The sequence below is a fragment of the Uruburuella suis genome (assembly GCF_022870845.1).
Classification (GTDB): Bacteria; Pseudomonadota; Gammaproteobacteria; order Burkholderiales; family Neisseriaceae; genus Neisseria; species Neisseria suis.
In genome coordinates this window covers 299721-321482 of sequence record NZ_CP091507.1, presented here as the reverse complement: position 1 = coordinate 321482, position 21762 = coordinate 299721, and the positions used below count along the sequence as shown (strand labels likewise).

23 protein-coding genes and 1 pseudogene are annotated in these 21762 nt (G+C 55.4%); 9 read left to right on the top strand and 15 right to left on the bottom strand.

What is annotated here, in order from left to right; genetic code table 11:
• Positions 1-5: 5 nt before the first annotated feature.
• The 10 genes from bamA to LVJ78_RS01405 all read right to left on the bottom strand — a co-directional run bounded on the left by bamA (position 6) and on the right by LVJ78_RS01405 (position 10533).
• A complete protein-coding gene (gene bamA, locus LVJ78_RS01450; RefSeq protein WP_132953554.1) occupies positions 6-2414 on the bottom strand; it encodes an outer membrane protein assembly factor BamA in 2409 nt (802 codons plus the stop codon).
• A gap of 7 nt (positions 2415-2421) precedes the next feature.
• On the bottom strand, positions 2422-3765 hold the full coding sequence (gene rseP, locus LVJ78_RS01445; RefSeq protein ID WP_132953555.1) for an RIP metalloprotease RseP: 1344 nt from the start codon (positions 3763-3765) through the stop codon (positions 2422-2424).
• 2 nt (positions 3766-3767) lie between these two features.
• Positions 3768-4955 (bottom strand): 1-deoxy-D-xylulose-5-phosphate reductoisomerase, encoded by a 1188-nt coding sequence (gene ispC, locus LVJ78_RS01440; RefSeq protein WP_132953556.1) that lies wholly within the window; start codon positions 4953-4955, stop codon positions 3768-3770.
• Positions 4956-5093: 138 nt separating this feature from the next.
• Positions 5094-5891, bottom strand: a complete 798-nt coding sequence (locus LVJ78_RS01435) for a phosphatidate cytidylyltransferase (RefSeq protein WP_132953557.1) — start codon at positions 5889-5891, stop codon at positions 5094-5096.
• A 3-nt stretch (positions 5892-5894) separates the two neighbouring features.
• Positions 5895-6638 carry an undecaprenyl pyrophosphate synthase gene (locus tag LVJ78_RS01430; protein ID WP_132953558.1) on the bottom strand — a complete coding sequence of 248 codons (744 nt, stop codon included), beginning with the start codon at positions 6636-6638 and terminating at the stop codon, positions 5895-5897.
• 18 nt (positions 6639-6656) lie between these two features.
• Positions 6657-7214, bottom strand: a complete 558-nt coding sequence (gene frr / locus LVJ78_RS01425) for a ribosome recycling factor (RefSeq protein WP_132953559.1) — start codon at positions 7212-7214, stop codon at positions 6657-6659.
• A gap of 237 nt (positions 7215-7451) precedes the next feature.
• Positions 7452-8171, bottom strand: coding sequence for a UMP kinase (gene pyrH / locus LVJ78_RS01420; RefSeq protein WP_132953560.1), 720 nt, complete (start codon positions 8169-8171; stop codon positions 7452-7454).
• Positions 8172-8447: 276 nt separating this feature from the next.
• The gene (tsf, locus tag LVJ78_RS01415) at positions 8448-9323 is read right to left on the bottom strand and encodes a translation elongation factor Ts (protein ID WP_132953561.1); all 876 of its coding nucleotides are present in this window, start codon (positions 9321-9323) and stop codon (positions 8448-8450) included.
• 118 nt (positions 9324-9441) lie between these two features.
• The gene (gene rpsB, locus LVJ78_RS01410; protein ID WP_132953562.1) at positions 9442-10176 is read right to left on the bottom strand and encodes a 30S ribosomal protein S2; all 735 of its coding nucleotides are present in this window, start codon (positions 10174-10176) and stop codon (positions 9442-9444) included.
• A 159-nt stretch (positions 10177-10335) separates the two neighbouring features.
• Positions 10336-10533, bottom strand: coding sequence for a hypothetical protein (locus LVJ78_RS01405; RefSeq protein ID WP_132953563.1), 198 nt, complete (start codon positions 10531-10533; stop codon positions 10336-10338).
• Between the two features lie 188 nt (positions 10534-10721).
• Here LVJ78_RS01405 and LVJ78_RS01400 point away from each other — a divergent pair, with 188 nt between their 5' ends.
• The gene (locus LVJ78_RS01400) at positions 10722-11303 is read left to right on the top strand and encodes a 5-formyltetrahydrofolate cyclo-ligase (protein ID WP_132953564.1); all 582 of its coding nucleotides are present in this window, start codon (positions 10722-10724) and stop codon (positions 11301-11303) included.
• A gap of 106 nt (positions 11304-11409) precedes the next feature.
• Here the strand turns inward: LVJ78_RS01400 and LVJ78_RS01395 are convergent, their stop codons facing one another.
• Positions 11410-11577, bottom strand: coding sequence for a hypothetical protein (locus LVJ78_RS01395; protein ID WP_165870906.1), 168 nt, complete (start codon positions 11575-11577; stop codon positions 11410-11412).
• Here LVJ78_RS01395 and LVJ78_RS01390 point away from each other — a divergent pair.
• Positions 11576-11815 (top strand): TM2 domain-containing protein, encoded by a 240-nt coding sequence (locus tag LVJ78_RS01390; protein ID WP_132953565.1) that lies wholly within the window; start codon positions 11576-11578, stop codon positions 11813-11815. The genes LVJ78_RS01395 and LVJ78_RS01390 overlap by 2 nt on opposite strands.
• 84 nt (positions 11816-11899) lie before the next feature.
• Here the strand turns inward: LVJ78_RS01390 and LVJ78_RS01385 are convergent, their stop codons facing one another.
• Positions 11900-12589, bottom strand: coding sequence for a peptidoglycan DD-metalloendopeptidase family protein (locus tag LVJ78_RS01385; protein ID WP_132953566.1), 690 nt, complete (start codon positions 12587-12589; stop codon positions 11900-11902).
• Between the two features lie 218 nt (positions 12590-12807).
• Here LVJ78_RS01385 and LVJ78_RS01380 point away from each other — a divergent pair.
• A pseudogene (locus tag LVJ78_RS01380) lies at positions 12808-13283 on the top strand (FxsA family protein).
• A 78-nt stretch (positions 13284-13361) separates the two neighbouring features.
• Here LVJ78_RS01380 and LVJ78_RS01375 read toward each other — a convergent pair.
• Positions 13362-14207 carry a GNAT family N-acetyltransferase gene (locus tag LVJ78_RS01375; RefSeq protein ID WP_132953568.1) on the bottom strand — a complete coding sequence of 282 codons (846 nt, stop codon included), beginning with the start codon at positions 14205-14207 and terminating at the stop codon, positions 13362-13364.
• 605 nt (positions 14208-14812) lie between these two features.
• Here LVJ78_RS01375 and glnK point away from each other — a divergent pair.
• From glnK to LVJ78_RS01360, 3 genes are all read left to right on the top strand, one after another.
• Complete coding sequence (gene glnK / locus LVJ78_RS01370) at positions 14813-15151, top strand: P-II family nitrogen regulator (RefSeq protein WP_132953569.1); 339 nt, start codon at positions 14813-14815, stop codon at positions 15149-15151.
• Between the two features lie 77 nt (positions 15152-15228).
• Positions 15229-16506 carry an ammonium transporter gene (locus LVJ78_RS01365; protein ID WP_424580111.1) on the top strand — a complete coding sequence of 426 codons (1278 nt, stop codon included), beginning with the start codon at positions 15229-15231 and terminating at the stop codon, positions 16504-16506.
• 374 nt (positions 16507-16880) lie between these two features.
• Positions 16881-16985 carry an ammonium transporter gene (locus LVJ78_RS01360; protein WP_132953571.1) on the top strand — a complete coding sequence of 35 codons (105 nt, stop codon included), beginning with the start codon at positions 16881-16883 and terminating at the stop codon, positions 16983-16985.
• Between the two features lie 188 nt (positions 16986-17173).
• Here LVJ78_RS01360 and yjgA read toward each other — a convergent pair whose 3' ends face one another.
• Positions 17174-17728 (bottom strand): ribosome biogenesis factor YjgA, encoded by a 555-nt coding sequence (yjgA, locus tag LVJ78_RS01355; RefSeq protein WP_132953572.1) that lies wholly within the window; start codon positions 17726-17728, stop codon positions 17174-17176.
• Positions 17729-17836: 108 nt separating this feature from the next.
• Positions 17837-18847, bottom strand: a complete 1011-nt coding sequence (locus tag LVJ78_RS01350; RefSeq protein ID WP_243650335.1) for an NADP-dependent oxidoreductase — start codon at positions 18845-18847, stop codon at positions 17837-17839.
• A 115-nt stretch (positions 18848-18962) separates the two neighbouring features.
• Here LVJ78_RS01350 and pmbA point away from each other — a divergent pair, with 115 nt between their 5' ends.
• The 3 genes from pmbA to LVJ78_RS01335 all read left to right on the top strand — a co-directional run bounded on the left by pmbA (position 18963) and on the right by LVJ78_RS01335 (position 21748).
• Positions 18963-20291: a metalloprotease PmbA gene (pmbA, locus tag LVJ78_RS01345; protein WP_132953573.1), complete on the top strand. Its 1329-nt coding sequence runs from the start codon at positions 18963-18965 to the stop codon at positions 20289-20291.
• Positions 20292-20891: 600 nt separating this feature from the next.
• Positions 20892-21212 carry a hypothetical protein gene (locus LVJ78_RS01340; RefSeq protein ID WP_132953574.1) on the top strand — a complete coding sequence of 107 codons (321 nt, stop codon included), beginning with the start codon at positions 20892-20894 and terminating at the stop codon, positions 21210-21212.
• A gap of 44 nt (positions 21213-21256) precedes the next feature.
• Positions 21257-21748, top strand: coding sequence for a disulfide bond formation protein B (locus LVJ78_RS01335; protein WP_132953620.1), 492 nt, complete (start codon positions 21257-21259; stop codon positions 21746-21748).
• The last annotated feature ends 14 nt before the right edge of the window (positions 21749-21762 follow it).

The window sequence follows — 21762 nt, the reverse complement described above, 5'->3', positions numbered from 1 at the left end:
CAGGCTTAAAACGTGGTGCCCAGCTGGAACTGGAAGCGCTGGATCTCATCGCCTTTTTTCTTGTTGATGGGGTAAGCATAGCTGAATTTCATCGGCCCCAAGGGCGAGAGCCAAGTCACGGCCATGCCGGCAGAATAACGCAACTCTTCTTTGAAAGAGGATTTATGGTTGCCGCCATAAATGCTCACGCCGTTATCGCTGTCTGCGCTGGTATAGGTTTTACCGTCCCACACGCTGCCGGCATCGGCAAACGCGCTCAGGCGCACGGTGCGGGCATCTTTCACGCCCGGCATCGGAAACAGCAATTCGGCCGACACATTGGCTTTTTTATTGCCGCCATAGCTGATCACGTCGCCATCATCGTCATACACTTTGGGGCCGAGCGTGCCGTTTTCGTAGCCGCGCACCGAGCCCAAACCGCCGCCGTAGAAGTTTTCGAAAAACGGCAGCTCGTTGGTTTTGCCATAGCTGTTGGCATAGCCCACTTCGCCGCCCAGCATCAGGGTGAAATCTTTACTCAACGGGAAAAACCACGTTTGGTTGTGGGTGAGGCTGTAGTATTGCAGCTTGCTGCCGGGCAGACCGATTTCGCTGTTTACCCCGGTGATGTAGCCGCGGGTAGGCCACATGGCGCTGTCGGTTTTGTTGCGGCCCCAGCCGATGCTGCCTTTGTAAATCCAGCCTTTGAATTTGCCGCTGCAATCGTTGGTGTTGCCGTCCGAAGCGCACGAAGGATCATTAAAACTGCCGTGTTCTTCAATAAAGTCGCGATAGCGCTTGGGCGCACCATTATAAATATTCACCGCCATATGTTCGGCACCCAGGCCGAAATTCACGCGGTCGTATTCCGTTACCGGCACGCCCATGCGCAGGCCGCCGCCCAATGTGGTGGTTTTGTATTGCTGCGTGCTGGAAGTGGCTTTGCGCGGATCATACACGCGGCCGTAAATATCGTAGCCCAAGCTCACGCCATCGGGCGTGAAATAGGGGTCGGTAAACGATAAAGAAGCATTTTGGCTGGTTTTGCTGCGCGACACGCGGGCCGCCAGCGATTTGCCGGTGCCGAACAAATTGTCTTGCGCCACCGCCACCGCCATCACCAAGCCGGTGTCTTGCACCCAGCCGGCGCTCAAATCAAGCGAGCCGGTGGAGCGCTCTTGCAGCGTCATGTCCAAATCCACCTGGTCGGGCGTGCCGGCCACCGGCTTGGCATCAAATTGCACATTGTCGAAATAGCCCAAGAGCTCCACGCGCTCTTTCGAGCGCTGCAATTTGCCTGTGTCATACGGCGCCGATTCCATCTGGCGCAATTCGCGGCGGATCACTTCATCGCTGGTTTTGTTGTTGCCGCTGATGTGGATTTCGTTCACATAAACTTTGCGGCCCGGATCCACATGCAGCACAAAATCCACCACGCGGGTTTGCGGGTTGGGCACAGGCTGCACATTCACTTCACTAAAGGCATAGCCGGCGCTGCCCATGGCCGTCTGAATGGCTTGCAGGCTGTTGACCATGCGTTCGCGCTCATACCAGCGGCCTTCTTTCATGGTGAGCAGCTTTTCCAGATTCTGCTTCGGCACTTCGCGGGTATCGCCCTCGATGCTCACTTTGCCCCAGCGGTAGCGCTCGCCCTCATGCACCTTTACGGTGATGGTTTGCTTGGTTTTTTCGTCGTTGGTTTGAATATCGGTGTCGAGAATGCGGAAATCGAAATAGCCGTTGTTTTGATAAAACTCACTCACCCGCGCCATGTCTTGCGAGAATTTCTGCTCGTTAAACTGATTGCTTTTGGTAAGCCAAGTCCACATGCCGCCTTCGCTGAGCGACATTTGGTTGCGCAATTTGCGGTCGGAATAATGCTCGTTGCCTTCAAATTGGATGTCGGTGATTTTGGTGCTGGCGCCTTCGTCGATTTTGATGTCGATGGCCACGCGGTTGCGCGCCAACCGGGTCACTTCAGGCGTTATCTGCACCGATTGCTTGCCGCGGCTAATGTATTCCTGCTTCAGGCCGGCCACGGCCTGGTTGAGCGTGGCTTGGTTAAACGATTGCGATTGCCCCAAGCCGAAAGAATTGAAGTTTTGCAGAATCACGCTGCTTTGCAGCATTTTCGCGCCGGTGATGTTGATGCTGCTGATGGTGGGGCGCTCCACCACGGTGAGCAGCACTTGGTCGCCCAAGGTTTCCACCCGCACATCGTCGAAAAAGCCGGTGGCATAAAGATTTTTGATGATTTCTTCGCCGCGTGCATCGGTGAAGGTGTCGCCCACTTTTACCGGCAGGTAGCTGAACACGGTGCTCGGCTCGGTGCGTTGCAGGCCTTCTACGCGGATATCCTGAATGGTAAAGTCGGCCAACGCCAGCGGCGAGAGGCTCAGCATCATCAAAGTTGCGGTGAGTTGTTTCAGTTTCATAAAGTCTTTATCCAAACAATCGGGTTATATCGTTAAAGAAGGCCACCAGCATCAACATCAGCATGGCCGCAACGCCTAAGCGCAGGCCGATGGCCTGTATGCGCTCGCTCAAAGGCTTTCCGCGTATCCACTCGGCGGTATAATACACCAAGTGACCGCCATCCAGCACGGGGATGGGCAATAAATTCAGCACGCCTAAACTGACACTGATTAGCGCTAAAAATTCCAGATAACTCTGTAAACCCATGGCGGCAGAGCGGCCGGCCACGTCGGCAATGGTAATCGGGCCCGAAATATGGCTCATCGATGCCTGCCCGGTAATCAGCCTGCCGAAAAATTTCACCGTCAGCGCCGAATAATTCACCATTTTATCCCAGCCCATGGCAAAAGCCTGCGGCACGCTCGGGGTGTAACGATGGCTGATTTGCTCGCTCCAAGCGGTGTCGCGCTCGGCGGCAATGCCCACCTTGCCAATCAGGTTGCCATCGCGCAATTCTTCCGAATCGGGGCGCAAATCGGTGTAGCCGGTTTGGCCGTTGCGCTCATAAGCAATGGCCAGCTTCTGCCCCGGGCTTTGGCGGAAAAGCGCCGCCCATTCTGCCCACGAATCAATCGACCGGCCATCGGCGCTTAAAAGTTTGTCGCCTTTCTCAAGGCCGGCGCGCGCCGCCGGACTGCCTTCCACCACCAGGCCGACTTGATTGAGCAACTTAAACGGCCACAAGCCGATATTGCCGTTTTGCTTGGCCACATTATCGGCCGCCGGCGTGCCCGCCACATCAATCACGCGCACGGCGTTTTGCCCGCCCTCGGTTTGCACGGCCACATCCACTTTGCCTGCATCGAGATTGAGCACCATCTCGGTTTGCGCCTCGCCCCAATCGGCCACCGGCACACGATTGACCGCCACGATTTTATCACCCGGTTCGAAACCGGCGCGCGCGGCAATGCTGGACGGCTCTACTGTGCCCACAAACGGGCGGACTTCGGTCACACCAAACGAAAAGCTCAGGCCGTAGAGCAACACCGCCAGCGCCAGATTGGTGAGCGGGCCGGCGGCCACAATGGCGATGCGCTTGGCCGGATGCTGTTTGTCGAACGCATAGGGTAAATCGGCCTCAGCCACGTTGCCCTCGCGGGTATCGACCATTTTCACATAGCCGCCCAGCGGAATCGGCGCAAGACACCATTCCGTGTCGCCGCGCTTTTTCTTATAAAAAGGCTTGCCGAAGCCGACGGAAAAACGCACCACTTTCACACCAAACAAGCGCGCCACGATATAGTGGCCGAATTCGTGCAGGCTCACCAAAATCAAAATGGCAACGATAAACGCTAAAATTGTCAAAACCACTCCTAGCCGCGCAAAGCGGCGATATATTGTTGCGCATGGCTGCGCGTTTGCGCATCTTGCGCCAGCAGGCCGCCGATATCGTGCAGGCCGTCTGAAACGTTTTTATCCAGGCTCTCGGCCACCACGCGCCCAATGTCGGTAAAGCGGATGCGGCCGGCCAAAAAGGCGGCCACGGCTTCTTCGTTGGCGGCATTGAGCACGCAAGCTGCGCCGCCGCCGGCCTGCATGGCATCGTAAGCGAGCTTCAGGCAGGGAAAGCGGCTGAAATCGGGCTCGCAGAAAGTGAGGCCGCTCAAGCTGCTAAAATCCAGCGCGCCCACGCCCGATTCGATGCGCTCGGGCAACCCCAGGCAATAAGCAATCGGTGTGCGCATATCGGGCTTGCCCATTTGCGCCAGCACCGAGCCGTCGCGGTAGCGCACCATGCTGTGTATCACGCTTTGCGGGTGAATCACCACCTCTAATTTTTCCGGCGGGCAATTAAACAGCCAATGCGCTTCAATCAGCTCCAGGCCTTTGTTCATCATGGTGGCCGAATCCACGGAAATTTTCTGCCCCATGGTCCAATTGGGATGCTTCACCGCCTGCGCGGGGGTGATGCCGGCAAATTCGGCCAAATCGGTGCTGAGAAACGGGCCGCCCGAAGCCGTGAGGACAATCGATTCGATGCCGTGCGCGTTCAGACGGCCTTGATAATCATGGGGCAGCACCTGATAAATGGCATTGTGTTCGCTGTCTACCGGCAGCACTTTGGCGCCGCCGGCTGCAGCAGCCTGCATAAACAATGCACCGGCCACCACCAAGGTTTCTTTGTTGGCCAGATAAATGGTTTTACCGGCCTTGGCCGCCGCCAGCGCCGAGGGCAGCCCGGCCGCGCCGACAATCGCCGCCATCACGCCGCTCACTTCCGCTGCCGATGCCACATCAATCAGCGCTTGCTCGCCGTGCAACACTTCGGTGCGGCAGGCGCTTGCTGCCAACATTTTGGCCAATGCTTCGGCGTGGCCCTCATCGGCCACCACCGCATATTGCGGCTGAAATTGCACGCATTGCGCCGCCAGCTTGGCCACCTGCGTGTGGCCGGCCAGCGCAAAAATGCGGAATTTTTCCGGATGGCGCGCCACCACATCGAGCGTGCTCACGCCTATGCTGCCGGTGCTGCCCAAAATGGTTAAAACTTGTTGACTCATATGCTGCGTCTTCACACAGGCCGTCTGAAACATGCAGCGCCCTTTCAGACGGCCTGAAAATAGAGATTAATTTTGTATCATAACCGATAGGGTTTCAGACGGCCTTGTTTTATATCATTAACGCCGCTTGAAGCCCGCCTAGCCAAACAGCACGCGGATGGCCGCATACACGCTCAATACCGCAATCAGGCTGTCGGTGCGGTCAAACACGCCGCCGTGGCCGGGCAAAAGATTGCTGCTGTCTTTGATGCCGGCGGCACGCTTGAGCCAGCTTTCCAGCAAATCGCCGCACACGCTCACCACGGTCAACACCAAGCCGATCAAGATCGCACCATACCAGCTCACATCAAACGAGAGCCAGCCGGCGCGCCACACCAGCGCCATATAGAGCATCACACACACCGCGCCGCCCACCGCGCCTTCCCAGCTTTTGCCGGGGCTGATGGCGGGCGCGAGCTTGTGTTTGCCGAATGCCCTGCCGCTGAAATAGGCAAAAATATCGGCAATCCACACCAAGCCCATAATCGCCAGCAACGAAGTGGCTTCTTCCGCGCTCGGCCGCAATCCAACCAAGGCAAACCAAAACGGCACCATCAGCAGCCAGCCGATGCTGTAGCCTTTCCAATCGGGTGAGAGCGGCCATTTTTTCACCAACCACAAAGGCATGCCCACCAGCCAAAACACCAACACCGCCAGCCAGGCAATGGGCGGCAGCTGCCAGCCGCCGGCATAGGCCACCACGCCGAAAAGCGCGGTAAAGGCCAGATAACGGTGGTTTTGCGCGCTTGTGAAGCCGCACATACGGCCGTATTCCCACAGCGCCAACAAGGCAATCAGGCCGGCAAACAGCGCCCACAAGGCGTCGGATGCGTAAAAAAGCATACCCAGCATCAGCGGCAGCAAGATTAAAGCAGTGATGATTCTTTGTTTCAACATAGGTCAGCCCCGCTGCTGCTCGGGCGGCAGCTGCTCAGAGGTGCGCCCGAAACGGCGCTCGCGGGTTTGGAAAGAACCGATGGCCGCATCGATGGCGGCATCGTCAAAGTCAGGCCACAGCGTGTCGGTGAAATAAAGCTCGGCATAGGCAAGCTGCCACAATAAGAAATTGCTGATGCGTTTTTCGCCGCCGGTGCGGATAAACAAATCCGGCTCGGGTGCATCGCCCAGCATCAGATGGCGCATCATGCCCTCTTCGGTGATGGCCTCGCCCTCGGCTGCCAGCTTATTGGCCGCCTGCAACATATCCCAGCGGCCGCCGTAATCGGCGGCAATGGAAAGCGTGAAGCCGCTGTTGCCCTCGGTGAGTGCTTCGGCCGCTTCGATGCCGCGGCGGATTTCGGCGCTGAAGCGGCTGCGGTCGCCAATCACGCGCAAGCGCATATTGTTGTCGTGCAAGGCCGCCACCTGCTTTTGCAGCGCCTGCAGAAAAAGCCCCATCAAAAACGACACTTCTTCTTCCGGCCGGCGCCAGTTTTCAGTGGAAAAGGCAAACACGGTAAGGTATTGCACGCCTAAGCCGGCGCAGCGTTTCACCATATTTTCGAGCGCATTGAGCCCTTTTTTATGCCCCATCACGCGGGGCATAAAGCGCTTTTTTGCCCAGCGCCCGTTGCCGTCCATAATCACAGCAATATGGCGCGGAATGTTGGTGTGGGCCAATATGGTTTGCGTGCTGCTTTTCATACGCATGGCTCCTGCGGCTTAAATCGCCATCAGGTCTTCTTCTTTATTGGCCAAAAGCTTGTCGGCTTCGGCCACGTATTTATCGGTGAGCTTTTGAATCTGCTCTTCGCCGCGGCGTGCATCGTCTTCTGAAATTTCTTTGTCTTTCAGCAGGCGTTTGAAATCATTGTTGGCATCGCGGCGCACATTGCGGATGGCCACGCGGCCTTCTTCGGCTTCGGCGCGCACCACTTTGATCAAGTCGCGGCGGCGCTCTTCGGTGAGCATGGGCATGGGCACGCGGATCAAATCGCCCATAGAAGAGGGATTGAGGCCGAGATTGGAATCGCGGATGGCTTTTTCAATTGCGCCGGCCATATTGCTCTCAAACGGCTTCACGCCGATGGTGCGCGCATCAATCAGGGTAACGTTGGCCACTTGGCTCACCGGCACGGGGCTGCCGTAATATTCCACGTCAACCTGATCGAGCAGGCCGGTGTGGGCGCGGCCGGTGCGCACTTTGGCAAGGTTTTCTTTCAACACTTCCAGCGAGCGCTGCATTTTGCTGTCGGCAGATTTTTGAATATCGTTAATCATAGGGCGGTTTCTTCCAGACTAATCGTTTATCGGTAAATAGGTTTGGGATCTGCTCGCATTTTATCTGCGGGTGAGATTTTGAACATTATATAGAGGCAAAATATCAACAGATCCACAGGCCGTCTGAAACGTTTCAGACGGCCTGAAGCTCAGTAAAGCCGCATAGTACCGTGGATGCGGGCGGCTGACAATGAATTTCACACAGGCGAAAGATGCAGCTGCCGCACGGCATCAGGCTTAATAATGCACCAGCGTGCCTTCGTCTTCGCCCACCACCACACGCTTGAGCGCGCCTTCTTTGGCGATGCCGAACACCACGATATTGAGCTTTTGCTCGCGACAAAGGGCAAACGCGGTGGCATCCATCACTTTCAGGTTTTTACTCAGGGCTTCATCAAAGGTGATGGTTTGATAGCGGGTGGCGGAGGGGTCTTTTTTCGGGTCGGCGGTGTACACACCGTCGACATTGGTGGCTTTGAGCATAATGTCGCAATTCATTTCCGCACCGCGCAGCGAGGCGGCGGTGTCGGTGGTGAAGAAGGGGTTGCCCGTGCCGGCGGCGAAAATCACCACTTTGCCCTCTTCCAGATATTGAATCGCTTTCGGACGCGCATAAGTTTCGGCGATTTGCTGCATGCTCAGCGCCGATTGCACGCGCGCTTTGATGCCCAGCGATTCAAAGGCGTCTTTCAATGCCAACGCATTCATCACAGTGGCCATCATGCCCATATAATCGGCGGTGGCTCTGTCCATGCCTTGCGCCTGTGTGGCCACGCCGCGGAAAATATTGCCGCCGCCGATCACCACGCCCACCTGCACGCCCATGTCCACCACTTCTTTCACCTGGCCGACAATCTGCATAATGGTGTCGCGGTTAATGCCGAAGGCATCTTTGCCCATCAGCGCTTCGCCGGAAAGTTTCAATAAAACGCGTTTGTATTTGGTTTGCTGTGTCATGGAATACCTTTGCTTTCGTTGCGGTTGGCTGATGCAGGCCGTCTGAAGCTTTCAGACGGCCTATCGTAAAATCATTAAATGTGCCGTGTGTTGACGATGGGATAAAACGGCAAATGCGGGTTATTGTACGCCGCCTTTGGGTTAAAGATTGCTAATCTTGCCGAACGGCCGCCGCATATAGCAGATGGCCGGCTTGAGCCCGCCATTCATCCCTTTACCCTCAAAAAAAAGCACCCCGATTCAAAACTGAATCTGAGTGCTTTTTTTCACGGGGTATTACACCTTGGCGGCAGCGGCCACTTCGGCTGCATAATCCACCACGGCTTTTTCGATGCCGTCGCCCACTTTATAGCGCACAAAATGCACCACTTCGGCATTATTCTCTTTCAGGAATTGCGCCACGGTTTGGTCGGGATTGATCACAAATGCTTGGCCGTTGAGGGTGATTTCAGCCAGATATTTGTTGATGCGGCCATCTACCATTTTGGCCACGATTTCGGCAGGTTTGCCCGAAGCGTTGGCCTGCTCGGTGTAGATGTGGCGCTCTTTTTCAATCAGCTCTTGGTCAACCTGGTCGGCAGACACGCATTGCGGCTTGGCGGCCACGATGTGCATGCCCACTTTGCGGGCCACGTCTTCCGCGCCTTTGAATTCAACCAACACGCCTTCGCCGGCGGCAGCGCCGTGGATGTAGGCGGTCAAGTTGTTGGCGGTTTCGATGCGCTCGAAACGGCGCACGCTGATGTTTTCGCCCAATTTGGCAATCACGGCTTTGCGCACGGCTTCAACGGTTTCGCCATCGGCGGTTTTCACTTCGCCCAAAGCGGCCACATCGGCAGGGTTGCCGGCCACCACGGCTTGCGCTGCGGCTTGGGCAAAGGCCAGAAAGCTTTCGTCTTTGGCCACAAAGTCGGTTTCGCAGTTTACTTCAACCAATGCGCCCACATTGCCTTCGATGGCATAAGCCAGCACGCCTTCGGCGGCGGTGCGGCCGGCCAATTTGCCGGCTTTGGCGCCGGATTTGATGCGCAGGATTTCTTCGGCTTTTTCCATGTTGCCATCGGCTTCAACCAGGGCTTTTTTGCATTCCATCATGCCCAGGCCGGTGGCGGCGCGCAGGTCGCCCACCATTTTTGCGGTAATTGCAGACATTTTCACTCCTAAGATATTGTCGGCATGCGGCGGTGCGCCGCATGAAAAATAGGGAAACAGGCCGTCTGAAAAGGTTTCAACACAGCCTGAAAAAAGGGGCTGCTGCCCCTTGATTGCCTTATTCGGCAGTTTGTTCAGCAGCTTGGGCAGCTTGAACGGTTTCTTGCAGCGATTGGTTTTTGCCTTCCAACACCGCATCGGCGATGCCGCGGCAGTAGAGACGGATGGCTTTGGCTGAATCGTCGTTGCCCGGAATCACGTATTTCACGCCGTCGGGGCTGTTGTTGGTGTCCACCACGGCAATCACGGGGATGCCCAGTTTTTCGGCTTCAACCAAAGTGCCTTTTTGGTAACCGGTGTCGATTACGAAAATCGCGTCCGGCAGGCCTTTCATTTCTTTAATACCGCCCAGCGAGCGCTCCAGTTTTTCCACATCGCGCTGCATGTCGAGGATTTCTTTTTTGTTGAAGCCGCTCTCGTCAGCGTTTTCCAGAATGGCAGATTTCTCTTCCAAGCGCTTGATGGATTGCTTAACGGTTTTGTAGTTGGTGAGCATACCGCCCAACCAGCGGTGATCAACAAAAGGCATGCCGGCGCGGCTGGCTTCTTCGCGGATGATTTCGCGGGCTTGGCGTTTGGTGCCCACAAACAATACGGTGCCTTTATTGGCAACCAAGCGGCGAACCACGTCTTGCGCTTCTTGAAACAGCGGCAGGGTTTTTTCCAGGTTGACGATATGGATTTTGTTGCGCGCGCCGAAAATGTATTGCTCCATTTTCGGGTTCCAGTAGCGGGTTTGATGGCCGAAGTGTACGCCGGCTTCCAGCATTTGACGCATGGTAACTTGTGACATTTTGTTTCCTTAAAGGGTTAAAGCAGACACTCAAGCGCATAGAACTTATTGATTCATAAGCACCCTTTGGCGCCAAGTGCGAGCGTTTCGATAAATAAAAAGGCTTTCAAAAAATGAAAGCTGCGGCATTATATAAGATATCCGGGCGCGTGAAAAGCTTTATTCTGCATCTTCCGCTTGCTTTTCCTGCGCCCGCAGCCGCCGGTTGCGCCGCCGCGTTTTCACCACCCAAAACACAAACAGGCTGGGCAGCACCGACCAAAACACCAGATAAATCAGCGCCCGCGCCACGCTGGGCTGCGCGGCGGCAAACATCACGGTAACGAATAAATAGCCGATGGCGATGATGTGCCACATAGTTTCCCTTATTTTGATGAAGGTTTGATTTCAGAAGGTTTGATTTCAGACGGCCTGTCGGCATTATCCGCTGCCCCCGCCCTTCGGACAAGGCATGCACAGCATAGACTTGCCCGAAGCAGCAGGCTAAACTTGAAGCCCGAGCCACCACACGGCAAGCGGCCTGCCGCCTTGCCGCCCTCTGCCTGATGGATATTCCTACCGACAAATCCGCCCTGCGCCGCACCTTGCGCCGCGCACGCCAACAGCTCGGCCGCGATGAGCGCCGACGCGCCACGCGCCGCATCCAGCGCCATTTGTTCCGCCACATCAAACGCGGCGCGCGCATCGGCGTGTATTGGCCCATCGGCAGCGAATTGCGGCTCGATGATTTTATTCAAACGGCCTTGCAACGCGGCGCGCGCGTTTATCTGCCTTATATCGAGCCGGGCAGGCTCAGATTATGGTTTACGCCTTATTGCGCCGATGCCGCGCAGGCCGAACGTGCGCGTGGCCGTCTGAAAATACCGCAATTTCACGGTGAAAAAATCCGCGCCCACCGCCTCAACACGCTGCTGCTGCCCTTGGTGGGCATCGACAACGAAGGCTACCGGCTCGGCCAAGGCGGCGGCTATTATGATGCCTCGCTCGCCGCCACCCGCCACCGCTTGCAGCCGCACAAAATCGGCGTGGGTTTTGCCTGCCAGCGCCACAACGGCAGGCTGCCGCGCGAAGCACACGATATGCGGCTCGATGGCTTTGTGTGCGAACACGGTTGGCGCCGTTTTTAGGGTCTGCCCACTTTTCATCTGCGCGTCAGATTTTGAGCGCAAAAGTGCGTTTGCAAGGCGGAAAACGCAGCGGGCACACTTTATGAACCAAAAGATTGCCGCGAGATTAGGTTGTGAACGGCTCCAGTGCCGACGTTTTCAGACGACCATATCCCAACATCAAGCAGGCCGTCTGAAACGGTTTGCCTATTTTTACCAAGGCTTTCGCTTTAATTTGCGCCATTTCGCGCCATTTAAGCGCCGTTACTTTAATCCATGCAAAAGGAAAATCCATGCAATCGGTTGTTTCTTACGCCGCGTCTTATCCGCACACCTGCAACAAGGCGCTTTATGTGGCCATGGCGCTTTTGTTCGGCTCGTTTGGTGTGCATAAATTCTGCGCCGGCCGCGTGTGGATGGGCATTATTTATTTTCTGTTCAGCTGGACGTTTATCCCCGGCGTGATCGGCATCATCGAGGGCATTTTGGCGGCTTTCAAACCCACAGATTCATTGGGCGCGATTGTGGTTTGATGCACAATTCGCAAGCATAAAAAAGGCCGTCTGAACGATTTATGTTTCAGACGGCCTTTGGTTTTCACCGCAAATCGGCTTCACTCAGCGGTTGAGATACGGCATCGGATTCACCGCTTTGCCGTTGATGCGCACTTCGAAATGCAGCTTTACGCGATCGCTGTCGCTGCTGCCCATGGTGGCGATGGTTTGGCCGGCGCGCACGGCTTGGTCTTTTTGCACATGCAGCGCGTCGTTGTGTGCATAAGCGGTGAGCGTGCTGCTGTTGTGGTTGATTAAAATCAGCTTGCCATAGCCGCGCACGCCCTCGCCCACATAAAGCACTTTGCCCGCGGCCGCCGCCTTCACCGGCTCGCCGCGCGTGCCGCCGATGTCGATGCCTTTATTGGTGGTGCCGTTGTAGTTGGCGATAATATTGCGGCTGCCCTCTGCCACCGGCCATTGCATATTCAAACGATTCACCGGCGCTACGGTGGTGGCTGTGCGGCTGCCGCTGCTGCTCGTGCTGCGACTGGCGCTGCTACTGCTGCCGCTGCGCACACGCAATACCTGTCCCACTTCGATTTGCGAGGTGTCGCGCAGATTGTTCCAACGCGCCAGCGTGTTCACACTTTGACCGAAGCGCAGGCCGATGCGGTAGAGATTGTCGCCCGGCTGCACGCGGTAGTAGCCTTCGGGCACGGGGCCTGTGGATGCGCTGCCGGCGCAGGCGCTCAATATGCCCACGGCGGCGGCCAGCACAACGGCTTTCAAAGAAAAAACGGAATATTTCATGTTCATGAAGATAAGAATAACAAATCCTGACCCGTGTCCGACAGCCAAACGCCGCCGATTGCAGCAGCTTTACCTTTTTTTACGCCACACCCGGCGCGGCGGCGCGCGCACGATGCGCGGGCAATTTACCCGTTTTCACACCCGCCGCGCTTGAAAGCAGGCGCGGCGGGCATTATGTTTACGGCTCGAAATTCAAAAAAATAAAAGGATTAACCATTATGCGCTTTTTCGGTATCGGCTTTTTGGTGCTGATTTTTCTGAAATCATGTCTATCGTGTGGGTGGCCGACTGGCTGGGCGGCGGCATCACGCTGCTTTTGATGATTGTCAGCTTTATTGCCGGCGTGATGATGCTGCGCAACACCGGTTTGTCGGGCATTTTGCTCGCCGGCGCGGCCATGCGCAGCGGCGGCGAGGTGTCGATGTATCAGCTTTTATGGCCGATACGCTACACCGTGGCCGCATTATTGCTGATGAGCCCGGGCTTTGTGTCGCTGCTGATTGCGCTGATTCTGCTTTTGCCCATTAAAGGCCGGCCGATTGCCGAAACCGGCGGCATGTTTACCGCGCAAGGCACTTTCCGCCAGCCGCGCCGCAACGATGAGGGCGACATTATCGAGGGCGAATTTACGGTGGAGCCGGAGGAAAAACCGGCGCCGAAACAGCCCGACTATATCGAACACAAGCGCGATTAAATCATCCTGCCCGATTGAAACAGGCCGTCTGAAAAGTTTTCAGACGGCCTGTTTCCGTGTTCCAAACCATTACTCAAATCAATCGAGCTTGTGCACAAAATGGTGCGCACTGATTTCATAGCCGTTTTCAAAATAAAGCCGGTGCGCCTGGGTGCGATCGCTGCCCACATTGGAATCGATGTGAATCTGCTGAATGCCTGCCGCCTCGGCGATGCGGCGCACTTCTGCCAACAGGCGCGCGGCATAACCTTTGCCGCGGCTTTGCGGAATGGTGACCACATCATCGATATGGATATGGCGGCCGCTCACCAAATTGATTTCTTCACGGAAACCGCACACAGCCACGGCATTGGTTTTGCCTTCTTCGAAAATGCCCAGCAAACGGTAGCCTTGGCTGCGTTGCAGATTATTCACTTGCTCGACAAAGCGGTTGACATCAGTGAGCATGGGGCGCAGCACGCTCAATGCGCCAAACGCCACGGCCGTTTCACCGGCTTCAATCTCACGCAGCACGCTGCCGGCGGGCACGCCGGCCTCTTGGCGCGCGGCCTGCTCTTCGGCGCTCTGCTTCTCTTCAATCGCCTGCGCCAGCGACACTTTCGACTCGGCCGCCGCCTCAGCCTGCTCGCTGCGCTCATCCAATAGCGCTTTGCAATCCATTACGCGCAAATCATTGTCGGCAGCGAAATCCATCAAAAAGCGGAACATGGCCGGGTTGATTTCTTCGAGCTTTTTATCCACCGCCACACAGCGCACCTTATCCACCAGCATGGGCCGCACCCATTGGTGGTAGGCCAGCCGGTTGCCTTTGTCGAATGAAGACAAAATGCCGCACAAACGCTCGGCCCAATCGCTGGGGCGGAAGGTTTTGCCCTTGCTGGTGGTGCCGTGAATCACGATTTCATAAGGGTTGCAAACTAACATGAGCGCTTCTCTAAAGGTAAGGTTGAACGACTGAGCGCCCGGGCGATGGTGCGCAAACAGTTCTATATATCATATCAAAAATATCAAAACACAGGGCTGCACAATCGCATCAGAGCCGCCTGTGGCTGCACTGCCTGCGCCATGCGGCACGCCATATGCGCTTTGCCATATGCGCTTTGCCAGCATTTCTCAGGCAACGGCCGCTTGAATCAGCCGAATTATACCCGATGCCGCGCCTGCTCCAAAATATTGTGCAGCCTGCGGCTTTTGGCTGTTGCTTTATTTCATTTTAAAAATTTCCCCACATTCATCGCCGGCTATTTTCAAGTGGCCATGCCGCTATTTTCGCGCCAATCAGGCCGTCTGAAAACCAATTTTCTCAATAAAATATCAACATTTTATTATTTTTAAGAATAAATTGGCTTGCATCAAGCATGGGAAATAAATTTACAGACAAGGCCGGCGGAATTTAACGCAGATTGCTGCTAATTTAATTTTTACCCTACCAAATTGTCAACAATCCTATTGCGAACCGGTGGCTTTATCAGTAAGGTTGAGCCTGTGCATTTTTTAATCGATTGTTGACATTCCAAAAAGGAAGCATCATGAAAAAAGTAACCGCCATGATTAAGCCGTTTAAGCTCGATGATGTTCGCGAAGCTTTGAGCGACATAGGTATTCAAGGGATGACCGTTACCGAGGTAAAAGGCTTCGGCCGCCAAAAAGGCCACACCGAAGTGTATCGTGGCGCTGAATATGCCGTCGATTTTTTGCCGAAAATCCAGATTGACATCGTGCTCTCCGATGATCAGATCGAGCGCGTGATTGAGGTGATTATCGAAACAGCGCGCACCGGAAAAGTGGGCGACGGTAAAATTTTCATCAGTCCGGTTGACCAGGTTATCCGCATCCGCACCGGCGAAACCGGCGATGTTGCCGTGTAACTTAATTTCAAAAATACAAGAAAAGGAAAACCGCGATGAAAAATATCCAACGCCTGTTCAGCGCCGCATTTCTGATTATGCCGGCCGCCGCTATGGCCGCCGGCACCGATGATTGGTGGAAACCTTTGAGCGCAATCAACTCGGGCGATACGGCCTGGGTGATGACCTCTGCCGCGCTGGTTTTGTTTATGACGCTGCCGGGCCTCGCGCTCTTTTACGGCGGCATGGTGCGCAAGAAAAACCTGCTCTCCACTATGATGCACAGCTTTTCTGCCGCCGCCTTGGTGAGCGTGTTGTGGATGGCAATCGGCTATTCGCTCGCCTTCACACCCGGCAATGCCTTTATCGGCGGCCTCGACCGTGTGTTTTTAAGCGGCATGGGGCTGGATTTGCACAAAAAAATCGGCACGGTGTCGCCTAATGCGGGCAGCATTCCCGAAACGGTGTTTATGTTTTTCCAAATGACATTTGCCATTATTTCCACCGCCATCATCACCGGCGCCTTTGCCGAGCGCATGAAATATTCGGCCATGATGCTTTTTTCGGGCTTGTGGGTGCTGCTGGTGTATGTGCCCACCGCGCATTGGGTGTGGGGCGGCGGCTTTATGGGTGAAGGCGGCGTGCTCGATTATGCCGGCGGCACCGTGGTGCACATCAACGCCGGTGTGGCCGGGCTGGTGGCGGCCATTGTGCTGGGCAAACGCATCGGCTACGGCAAAGAAGCCATGCCGCCGCACAATATGGCGCTCACCTTGATGGGCGCGGCCATGCTGTGGGTGGGCTGGTTCGGCTTTAACGCAGGCTCTGCGGTGGCGGCCGATGCTTCTGCCGGCATGGCCATGGCAGTTACTCAAATCGCTGCCGCCGCTGCCGCACTCACTTGGCTGGCGTGCGAAAAAATTTCCGGCCACCGCCCTTCCGCCTTGGGCTTAGCTTCAGGCGCGGTGGCGGGCTTGGTGGGCATCACCCCGGCAGCCGGCTTTGTGGGCCCGCAAGGTGCGCTGGCCATCGGCGTGCTCACGGCTGCGGGCGCATTCTGGGCTTCGGTGATTCTGAAGCGCAAACTGGGCTACGATGATTCGCTCGATGCGTTCGGCATTCACGGCTTCGGCGGCCTCATCGGCGCGATTCTCACCGGCATTTTTTTCAGCAACCAGATTTTCGGCGGCGATGCCACCGTGGGCGCGCAATTGTTTACCCAGGTGAAAGATGCGCTTACCACCGTGGTGTATAGCGGTGTGGCCACTTTTGTGATTTTGAAAGCGGTGTCGGCCATTTGCGGCGGCTTGCGTGTGGAAAAAGATGTGGAACGCGAAGGGCTTGATTTGAATGTGCACGGCGAGCGCGTGGAATAAGCCCGGCTCGGATAAATCAGCGCAATGAAGAAAATCATCAAAAGGCCGTCTGAAACTTTTTCAGACGGCCTTTTGATGATAAATTAAATGATAATACCAATTCGAAAAAATAACCTTGCAAAATAAAAGCAGTTCGGCGGCATCATCCGCGTAGGTCGGATTCTTGAATCCGACGTTTGGCCAACGGCCAAAGCGATGTGCGTGCCTTGTTCTGCGAACAAGTGTCGGATTCGAGAATCCGACCTACAGGCTGCCTGTTTGTATATTATTTTTTCGAATTGGTATAAAACATTGTTTATTAATATAAAAATCAATCTTCATCAGAAATAGATTGAATTGCCAAACCCAACGTTTCAGACGGCCTGCGGGCTTTTGTGATTTTGAAAGCGGTGTCGGCCATTTGCGGCGGCTTGCGTGTGGAAAAAGATGTGGAACGCGAAGGGCTTGATTTGAATGTGCACGGCGAGCGCGTGGAATAATACCAATCCAAAAAAGTAACCTAACTTCGTTGTCTCGCCTTGTTAGCTTACTTTTTTGAATGGGTAGAAGCCCGGCTCGGATCAATCAGCGCAATAAAGAAAATCATCAAAAGGCCGTCTGAAACTTTTTCAGACGGCCTTTTGATGATGAATGAAATGATAAAGGCTTGTTTTTTTTAAACTAAACATCAATCTTCATCGGTGTCAAAAGCATTATCGGCCACAAAAGGCGTGGGCAGCTCATTGGGGGTGTAGTCCATAATCTCGCGCAGCGCTTGAAACAGCGCGCGGAAATTTTTCGGCGGCTTGCCCAGCTCGCGCTCTTTGCGGGTGTTGCGGATTAAGGTGCGCAAAGCGCCGGCGTCGGCTTGCGGATATTCGGCGATAAAGGCAGTGAGCGCGTCATCATGCTCAATCAAGCGCTCGCGCGCCTGCTCGATGCGCTGCATCAAGGCGTTGTGGGCGGTGTTGTCGCCGCGCAGCTTGGCCAGATAGGCTTCGATCGGGGCGGGGTCGATGTCGCGCATCAGGCGGCCGATGTATTGAGTTTGGCGCTTGAGCGCGCCATTGGCGGTGATTTTTTTGTGCGCCAGCAGCGCTTCGAGCAAATCTTCGGGCAGGCCGATTTTTTTCAGCGTGTCGGCCGATAGGCGGGTGAGCTGCACGCCCAAATCCTGCAAATCGTTCATCTGCTTTTTCATGCGGGTTTTGCTCACCCATTCTTGCGGATTTTGTTCGCTCATATTGATATTCCGTTGGAGTGATGGCGCTTATTTTAACACAGCAAGCCTGATATTTTTGAGGCCGTCTGAAAGCTTTTTCAGACGGCCTCAAGCTTTGTTTGCGGGCATTTATTTGATTTTCACCACAATCTTGCCCTTGGCGCGCCCGCTCTGGGCATAATCGAGCGCTTGTTGGGCTTGGGCAAAGGGAAACACGCGATCGAGAACCGGCACGATTTTGCCCGTTTCAATCAAGGTTGTGATGCGGCGCAATTGCTCGCCGCTGGGGTGCATAAACAAAAAGCGGTAAGCCGCCCCGCTTTGGTGCGCCCGGCGGGTGATTTTGGCCGAAGCCAGGCTCAGCAGCAGGGTTTTGAACATACCCAGCCCGTTTTCGCGGGCAAAACGGCCATCGGGTATGCCCGACACCGACACCACCATGCCGCCGGGCTTCAGCACTTGAAAAGATTGCAACAGCGCTTCTCCGCCCAAGGTGTCGAGCACGGCATCATAATCATGCAGCACTTGGGCGAAATTTTCGAGATGGTAATTGATGATGCGGTCTGCACCCAGCGACTGCACCAACGGCGCACCCGCTTCGCCGGCAGTGGTGGCCACATAAGCGCCCATGCTTTTGGCCAGCTGAATGGCAAACGTGCCCACGCCGCCGGCGCCGGCCTGAATCAGAATTTTCTGCCCCGCCTGCAAATGCATCAAATCGTGCAAAGCCTGATAAGCGGTGAGCCCCACCAGCGGCACCGATGCGGCTTCTTCAAATGAAAGGTTGGCAGGCTTGGGGGCGATGTCGTCTTCATGCGCCGCGATAAATTGGGCAAAGGTGCCGATATTGCTTTTGCGCGGCCGCCCGTAAACCGCGTCGCCCACTTTGAAGCGCTGCACTTTGCTGCCCACGGCGCGCACCACGCCGGCAAAATCGTTGCCCAAAATCAGCGGCATATCGAAATGCAGCAGCAATTTGAGCTTGCCGTCGCGGATTTTGAAATCCACCGGATTCACGCTGGCGGCGTGGATTTCGGCCAAAATTTCGTGTTCGCCGATTGCGGGCACGGGCACATCAGCCAAGCGCAAGGGCTGTTGTTTACCGTAGCGCTCAATCAGCATGGCTTTCATGGTAGTCATGGCGAAGCTCCATCGAAAAAATAATTGGACAAAGATTATAACGCCGATAGCCACATTTTTGCCGCCGCCGCAGGAAAGCAGTTAAAATAAGCGCAATCACACGCTGGGAATATTCATGTTTAATCATCAGAAAAACGAGCTGGCCGCACTTTGCAAACAAGCGCTCCGGCTGGCCGAACAAGGCGGCGCCACCGCCGCCGAAGCCGATTTGAGCGAATCAGTGGGGCAAGATGTGCAGGTGCGGCTGGGCGAAATCGAGCAAATCGAATACCAGCAAGACAAATCGCTCGACATCACCGTGTATGTGGGGCAACGCAAAGGCCGCGCCAGCACCGCCGATTTTTCTCAGCAAGCCTTGGCCGACACCGTGCGCGCCGCGCTAGATATCGCCCGCTACACCGCCGCCGACGATTGCGCAGGATTAGCCGATGCCGAGCTGATGGCCACCGAATTCGGCGATTTGGACACCTATCACGAATGGCCGCTTTCCACCGAAGCGGCCATCGCCTTGGCGCAACAATGCGAGCAAGCCGCGCTTGACGCCGATGCGCGCATTGAAAATTCAGAAGGCGCCGGCGTGCATGCCGGCCATTACCAATATGTGTATGGCAACAGCCACGGCTTTTTGCACCACGCGCAAGGCTCACGCCACAGCATGTCGTGCAGCGTGGTGGCCGCAGATGATGGCGGCATGCAGCGCGATTATTGGTATGACCTCGCCCGCAGCCACACCGATTTAGACACGCCCGAAGCCATCGGCCGCACCGCCGCCGAGCGCACCGTGCGCCGCTTGGGCGGCAGAAGCCTGCCCACCGGCAATTATCCGGTGCTGTTTGACGCCACCGTGGCCGGCGGCCTGATCGGCCATTTGGTCGGCGGCCTCTCCGGCGGCGCACTCTATCGGCAAAGCAGCTTTCTAACCGACAGCCTCGGCACGCAGATTCTGCCCGAATTTCTACATTTGCGCGAAGAGCCGCATATCGCGCGCGCGCTGGGCAGCACTTATTTCGATGCCGAAGGCGTGGCCACCGCACCGCGCTTTGTGATTGAAGGCGGCCGCGTGCAAGGCTATTTTCTCAGCAGCTACAGCGCCCGCAAGCTCGGCATGCGCACCACCGCCAACGCCGGCGGCGCCCACAACCTGCACCTCAACCACACCTGCGCCACCCAGGCCGATTTGCTGCGGCAAATGGGCAGCGGCCTTTTGGTTACAGAATTGATGGGGCAAGGCGTAAACATGCTCACCGGCGATTATTCACGCGGCGCGGCCGGCTTTTGGGTGGAAAACGGCGTGATCGCTTATCCGGTGCAAGAAATCACCATCGCCGGCCGCTTGCAGGATATGTATCGCCATATCGCCGGCGTGGCCGATGATGCGCTCAAACGCTCGGCGCACAAAGTGGGCTCGGTGCTGGTGGAAGAAATGACCGTGGCCGGCGCTTGAGCGCGGGTTTGCCATCATTTAAAGAAAAAAAGGCCGTCTGAAAAAGTTTTCAGACGGCCTGAAACTTTTGCAAAACCCAATATCTGACGCAGCCGCGCAGGCGGATGCCCGGTGCAAAGCAGCGCTTTGCTTGCCTCACATATTTCACAAAATAATAAATTCTATAGTGGAATGAATGAAAAACTTATACAACCTATAGAAACGGCAATTAAAAATTGAAACTTTTATTTATTAAATTCTATTATTTTCAATAGGTTGTATTTTTAAAATCTTCAAGTTTTAATTGCCGGATCTGGATCTATAGCAAGTCACAGCGGCGTAGGTTGGGTTGCAAACCCAACGTTTCTTATGGTTTGCAGGTTTTGTTGGGTTTGCAACCCAACCTACCCGTTGTGGCACTTTTTTAAGTATTTCACTATATATTAAATCAAATACTTGATTATTCCGTATTGATGGTGGCTACCTGAGCGACAACTGAAACTGCGCTTCAGGCCGGGCTCCTGCCTACGCAGGAGCGACGGAAAAGGTATTTTTCAAAGGCCTCGGCCTTTCTTTAAATGCAGATCAAACTCTTGAATCCGATGCTTGTTCAAAAACAAGATGGCAACTGAAAGCTTGGTTTTCCATGCGTCAAGGCCGTCTGAATGTTCAAACGGCCTGCATCTTGTTGCGCCATCTTGTGCCAAATCAGATTTTCTTGCCGAAAAGCTGGCAGCAGGCGGGGCAAGCTTTTATACTGCCTGTTTCTTTGTTATTTTATTTCAGACGGCCTTGCCGCTAGGGTCTATTCACAATTCATCCGCGAGTAAGATTTTGAGCGCAAAAGCGTGGCTGCAAGGCGAAAAGCACAGCAAGGTTGAACACCTTGCGAGCATTTTCAACGCAGCAGGCGCGTTTTTGAGCCAAAAGATTGCCGCGTGATGAAATGTGAACAAACCCTAGGCAAAGCTGTGAACCGCTCAATTATGAATCTTTTCCGCAAAACCCTGTGGGGCATCGTGGGCTTATCGGTGCTCACCGCCATCGGCTCTTTTTTCTCGCAATATGTGCTGGGCTTAAACCCTTGCGTGCTGTGCATTTTGCAGCGGGTGTCGGTGATTGCGGTGGGCGTGGTGGCGCTCTTGGCCGCGTTTTCCGCCCAACGCAGCCGCGCCGGCCGCAGCATAAGCGCTTTGCTGGTAAGCATTCCTGCGCTGTATGGCGCGGGCGTGGCGGTGTATCAATTGTGGCTGCAAAGCCTGCCGCCGGGCATGGCGCCGGCTTGCGGCGCGCCCTGGACCTTCCGCCTGCGCGACTGGCCGCTGTTTGATTTATGGGAGCCGGTGGTGCGCGGCTTTGGCGATTGCGCCGTGCCCGATTATTTCCTCGGCGTGGCGCTGCCGGTGTGGAGCGTGCTTTATTTCGGCTTTGTGTTGCTGCTGGTGTGGGGCGTGTGGTGGAAAAGCCGCAAGCTCTAAGTAAATATCAAATA

What these genes read in the sequence shown, in the direction of transcription:
- LVJ78_RS01435 (WP_132953557.1), bottom strand. Translation starts at nt 5,891, where the DNA reads ATGTTGAAACAAAGAATCATCACTGCTTTAATCTTGCTGCCGCTGATG.
- LVJ78_RS01335 (WP_132953620.1), top strand. Translation starts at nt 21,257, where the DNA reads ATGAATCTTTTCCGCAAAACCCTGTGGGGCATCGTGGGCTTATCGGTG.
- pmbA (WP_132953573.1), top strand. Translation starts at nt 18,963, where the DNA reads ATGTTTAATCATCAGAAAAACGAGCTGGCCGCACTTTGCAAACAAGCG.
- tsf (WP_132953561.1), bottom strand. Translation starts at nt 9,323, where the DNA reads ATGTCTGCAATTACCGCAAAAATGGTGGGCGACCTGCGCGCCGCCACC.
- LVJ78_RS01430 (WP_132953558.1), bottom strand. Translation starts at nt 6,638, where the DNA reads ATGAAAAGCAGCACGCAAACCATATTGGCCCACACCAACATTCCGCGC.
- LVJ78_RS01400 (WP_132953564.1), top strand. Translation starts at nt 10,722, where the DNA reads ATGGATATTCCTACCGACAAATCCGCCCTGCGCCGCACCTTGCGCCGC.
- LVJ78_RS01385 (WP_132953566.1), bottom strand. Translation starts at nt 12,589, where the DNA reads ATGAAATATTCCGTTTTTTCTTTGAAAGCCGTTGTGCTGGCCGCCGCC.
- LVJ78_RS01405 (WP_132953563.1), bottom strand. Translation starts at nt 10,533, where the DNA reads ATGTGGCACATCATCGCCATCGGCTATTTATTCGTTACCGTGATGTTT.
- glnK (WP_132953569.1), top strand. Translation starts at nt 14,813, where the DNA reads ATGAAAAAAGTAACCGCCATGATTAAGCCGTTTAAGCTCGATGATGTT.
- pyrH (WP_132953560.1), bottom strand. Translation starts at nt 8,171, where the DNA reads ATGACACAGCAAACCAAATACAAACGCGTTTTATTGAAACTTTCCGGC.
- ispC (WP_132953556.1), bottom strand. Translation starts at nt 4,955, where the DNA reads ATGAGTCAACAAGTTTTAACCATTTTGGGCAGCACCGGCAGCATAGGC.
- frr (WP_132953559.1), bottom strand. Translation starts at nt 7,214, where the DNA reads ATGATTAACGATATTCAAAAATCTGCCGACAGCAAAATGCAGCGCTCG.
- bamA (WP_132953554.1), bottom strand. Translation starts at nt 2,414, where the DNA reads ATGAAACTGAAACAACTCACCGCAACTTTGATGATGCTGAGCCTCTCG.
- yjgA (WP_132953572.1), bottom strand. Translation starts at nt 17,728, where the DNA reads ATGAGCGAACAAAATCCGCAAGAATGGGTGAGCAAAACCCGCATGAAA.
- LVJ78_RS01340 (WP_132953574.1), top strand. Translation starts at nt 20,892, where the DNA reads ATGGCAACTGAAAGCTTGGTTTTCCATGCGTCAAGGCCGTCTGAATGT.
- LVJ78_RS01390 (WP_132953565.1), top strand. Translation starts at nt 11,576, where the DNA reads ATGCAATCGGTTGTTTCTTACGCCGCGTCTTATCCGCACACCTGCAAC.
- LVJ78_RS01365 (WP_424580111.1), top strand. Translation starts at nt 15,229, where the DNA reads ATGCCGGCCGCCGCTATGGCCGCCGGCACCGATGATTGGTGGAAACCT.
- LVJ78_RS01350 (WP_243650335.1), bottom strand. Translation starts at nt 18,847, where the DNA reads ATGACTACCATGAAAGCCATGCTGATTGAGCGCTACGGTAAACAACAG.
- LVJ78_RS01395 (WP_165870906.1), bottom strand. Translation starts at nt 11,577, where the DNA reads ATGGATTTTCCTTTTGCATGGATTAAAGTAACGGCGCTTAAATGGCGC.
- LVJ78_RS01375 (WP_132953568.1), bottom strand. Translation starts at nt 14,207, where the DNA reads ATGTTAGTTTGCAACCCTTATGAAATCGTGATTCACGGCACCACCAGC.
- rpsB (WP_132953562.1), bottom strand. Translation starts at nt 10,176, where the DNA reads ATGTCACAAGTTACCATGCGTCAAATGCTGGAAGCCGGCGTACACTTC.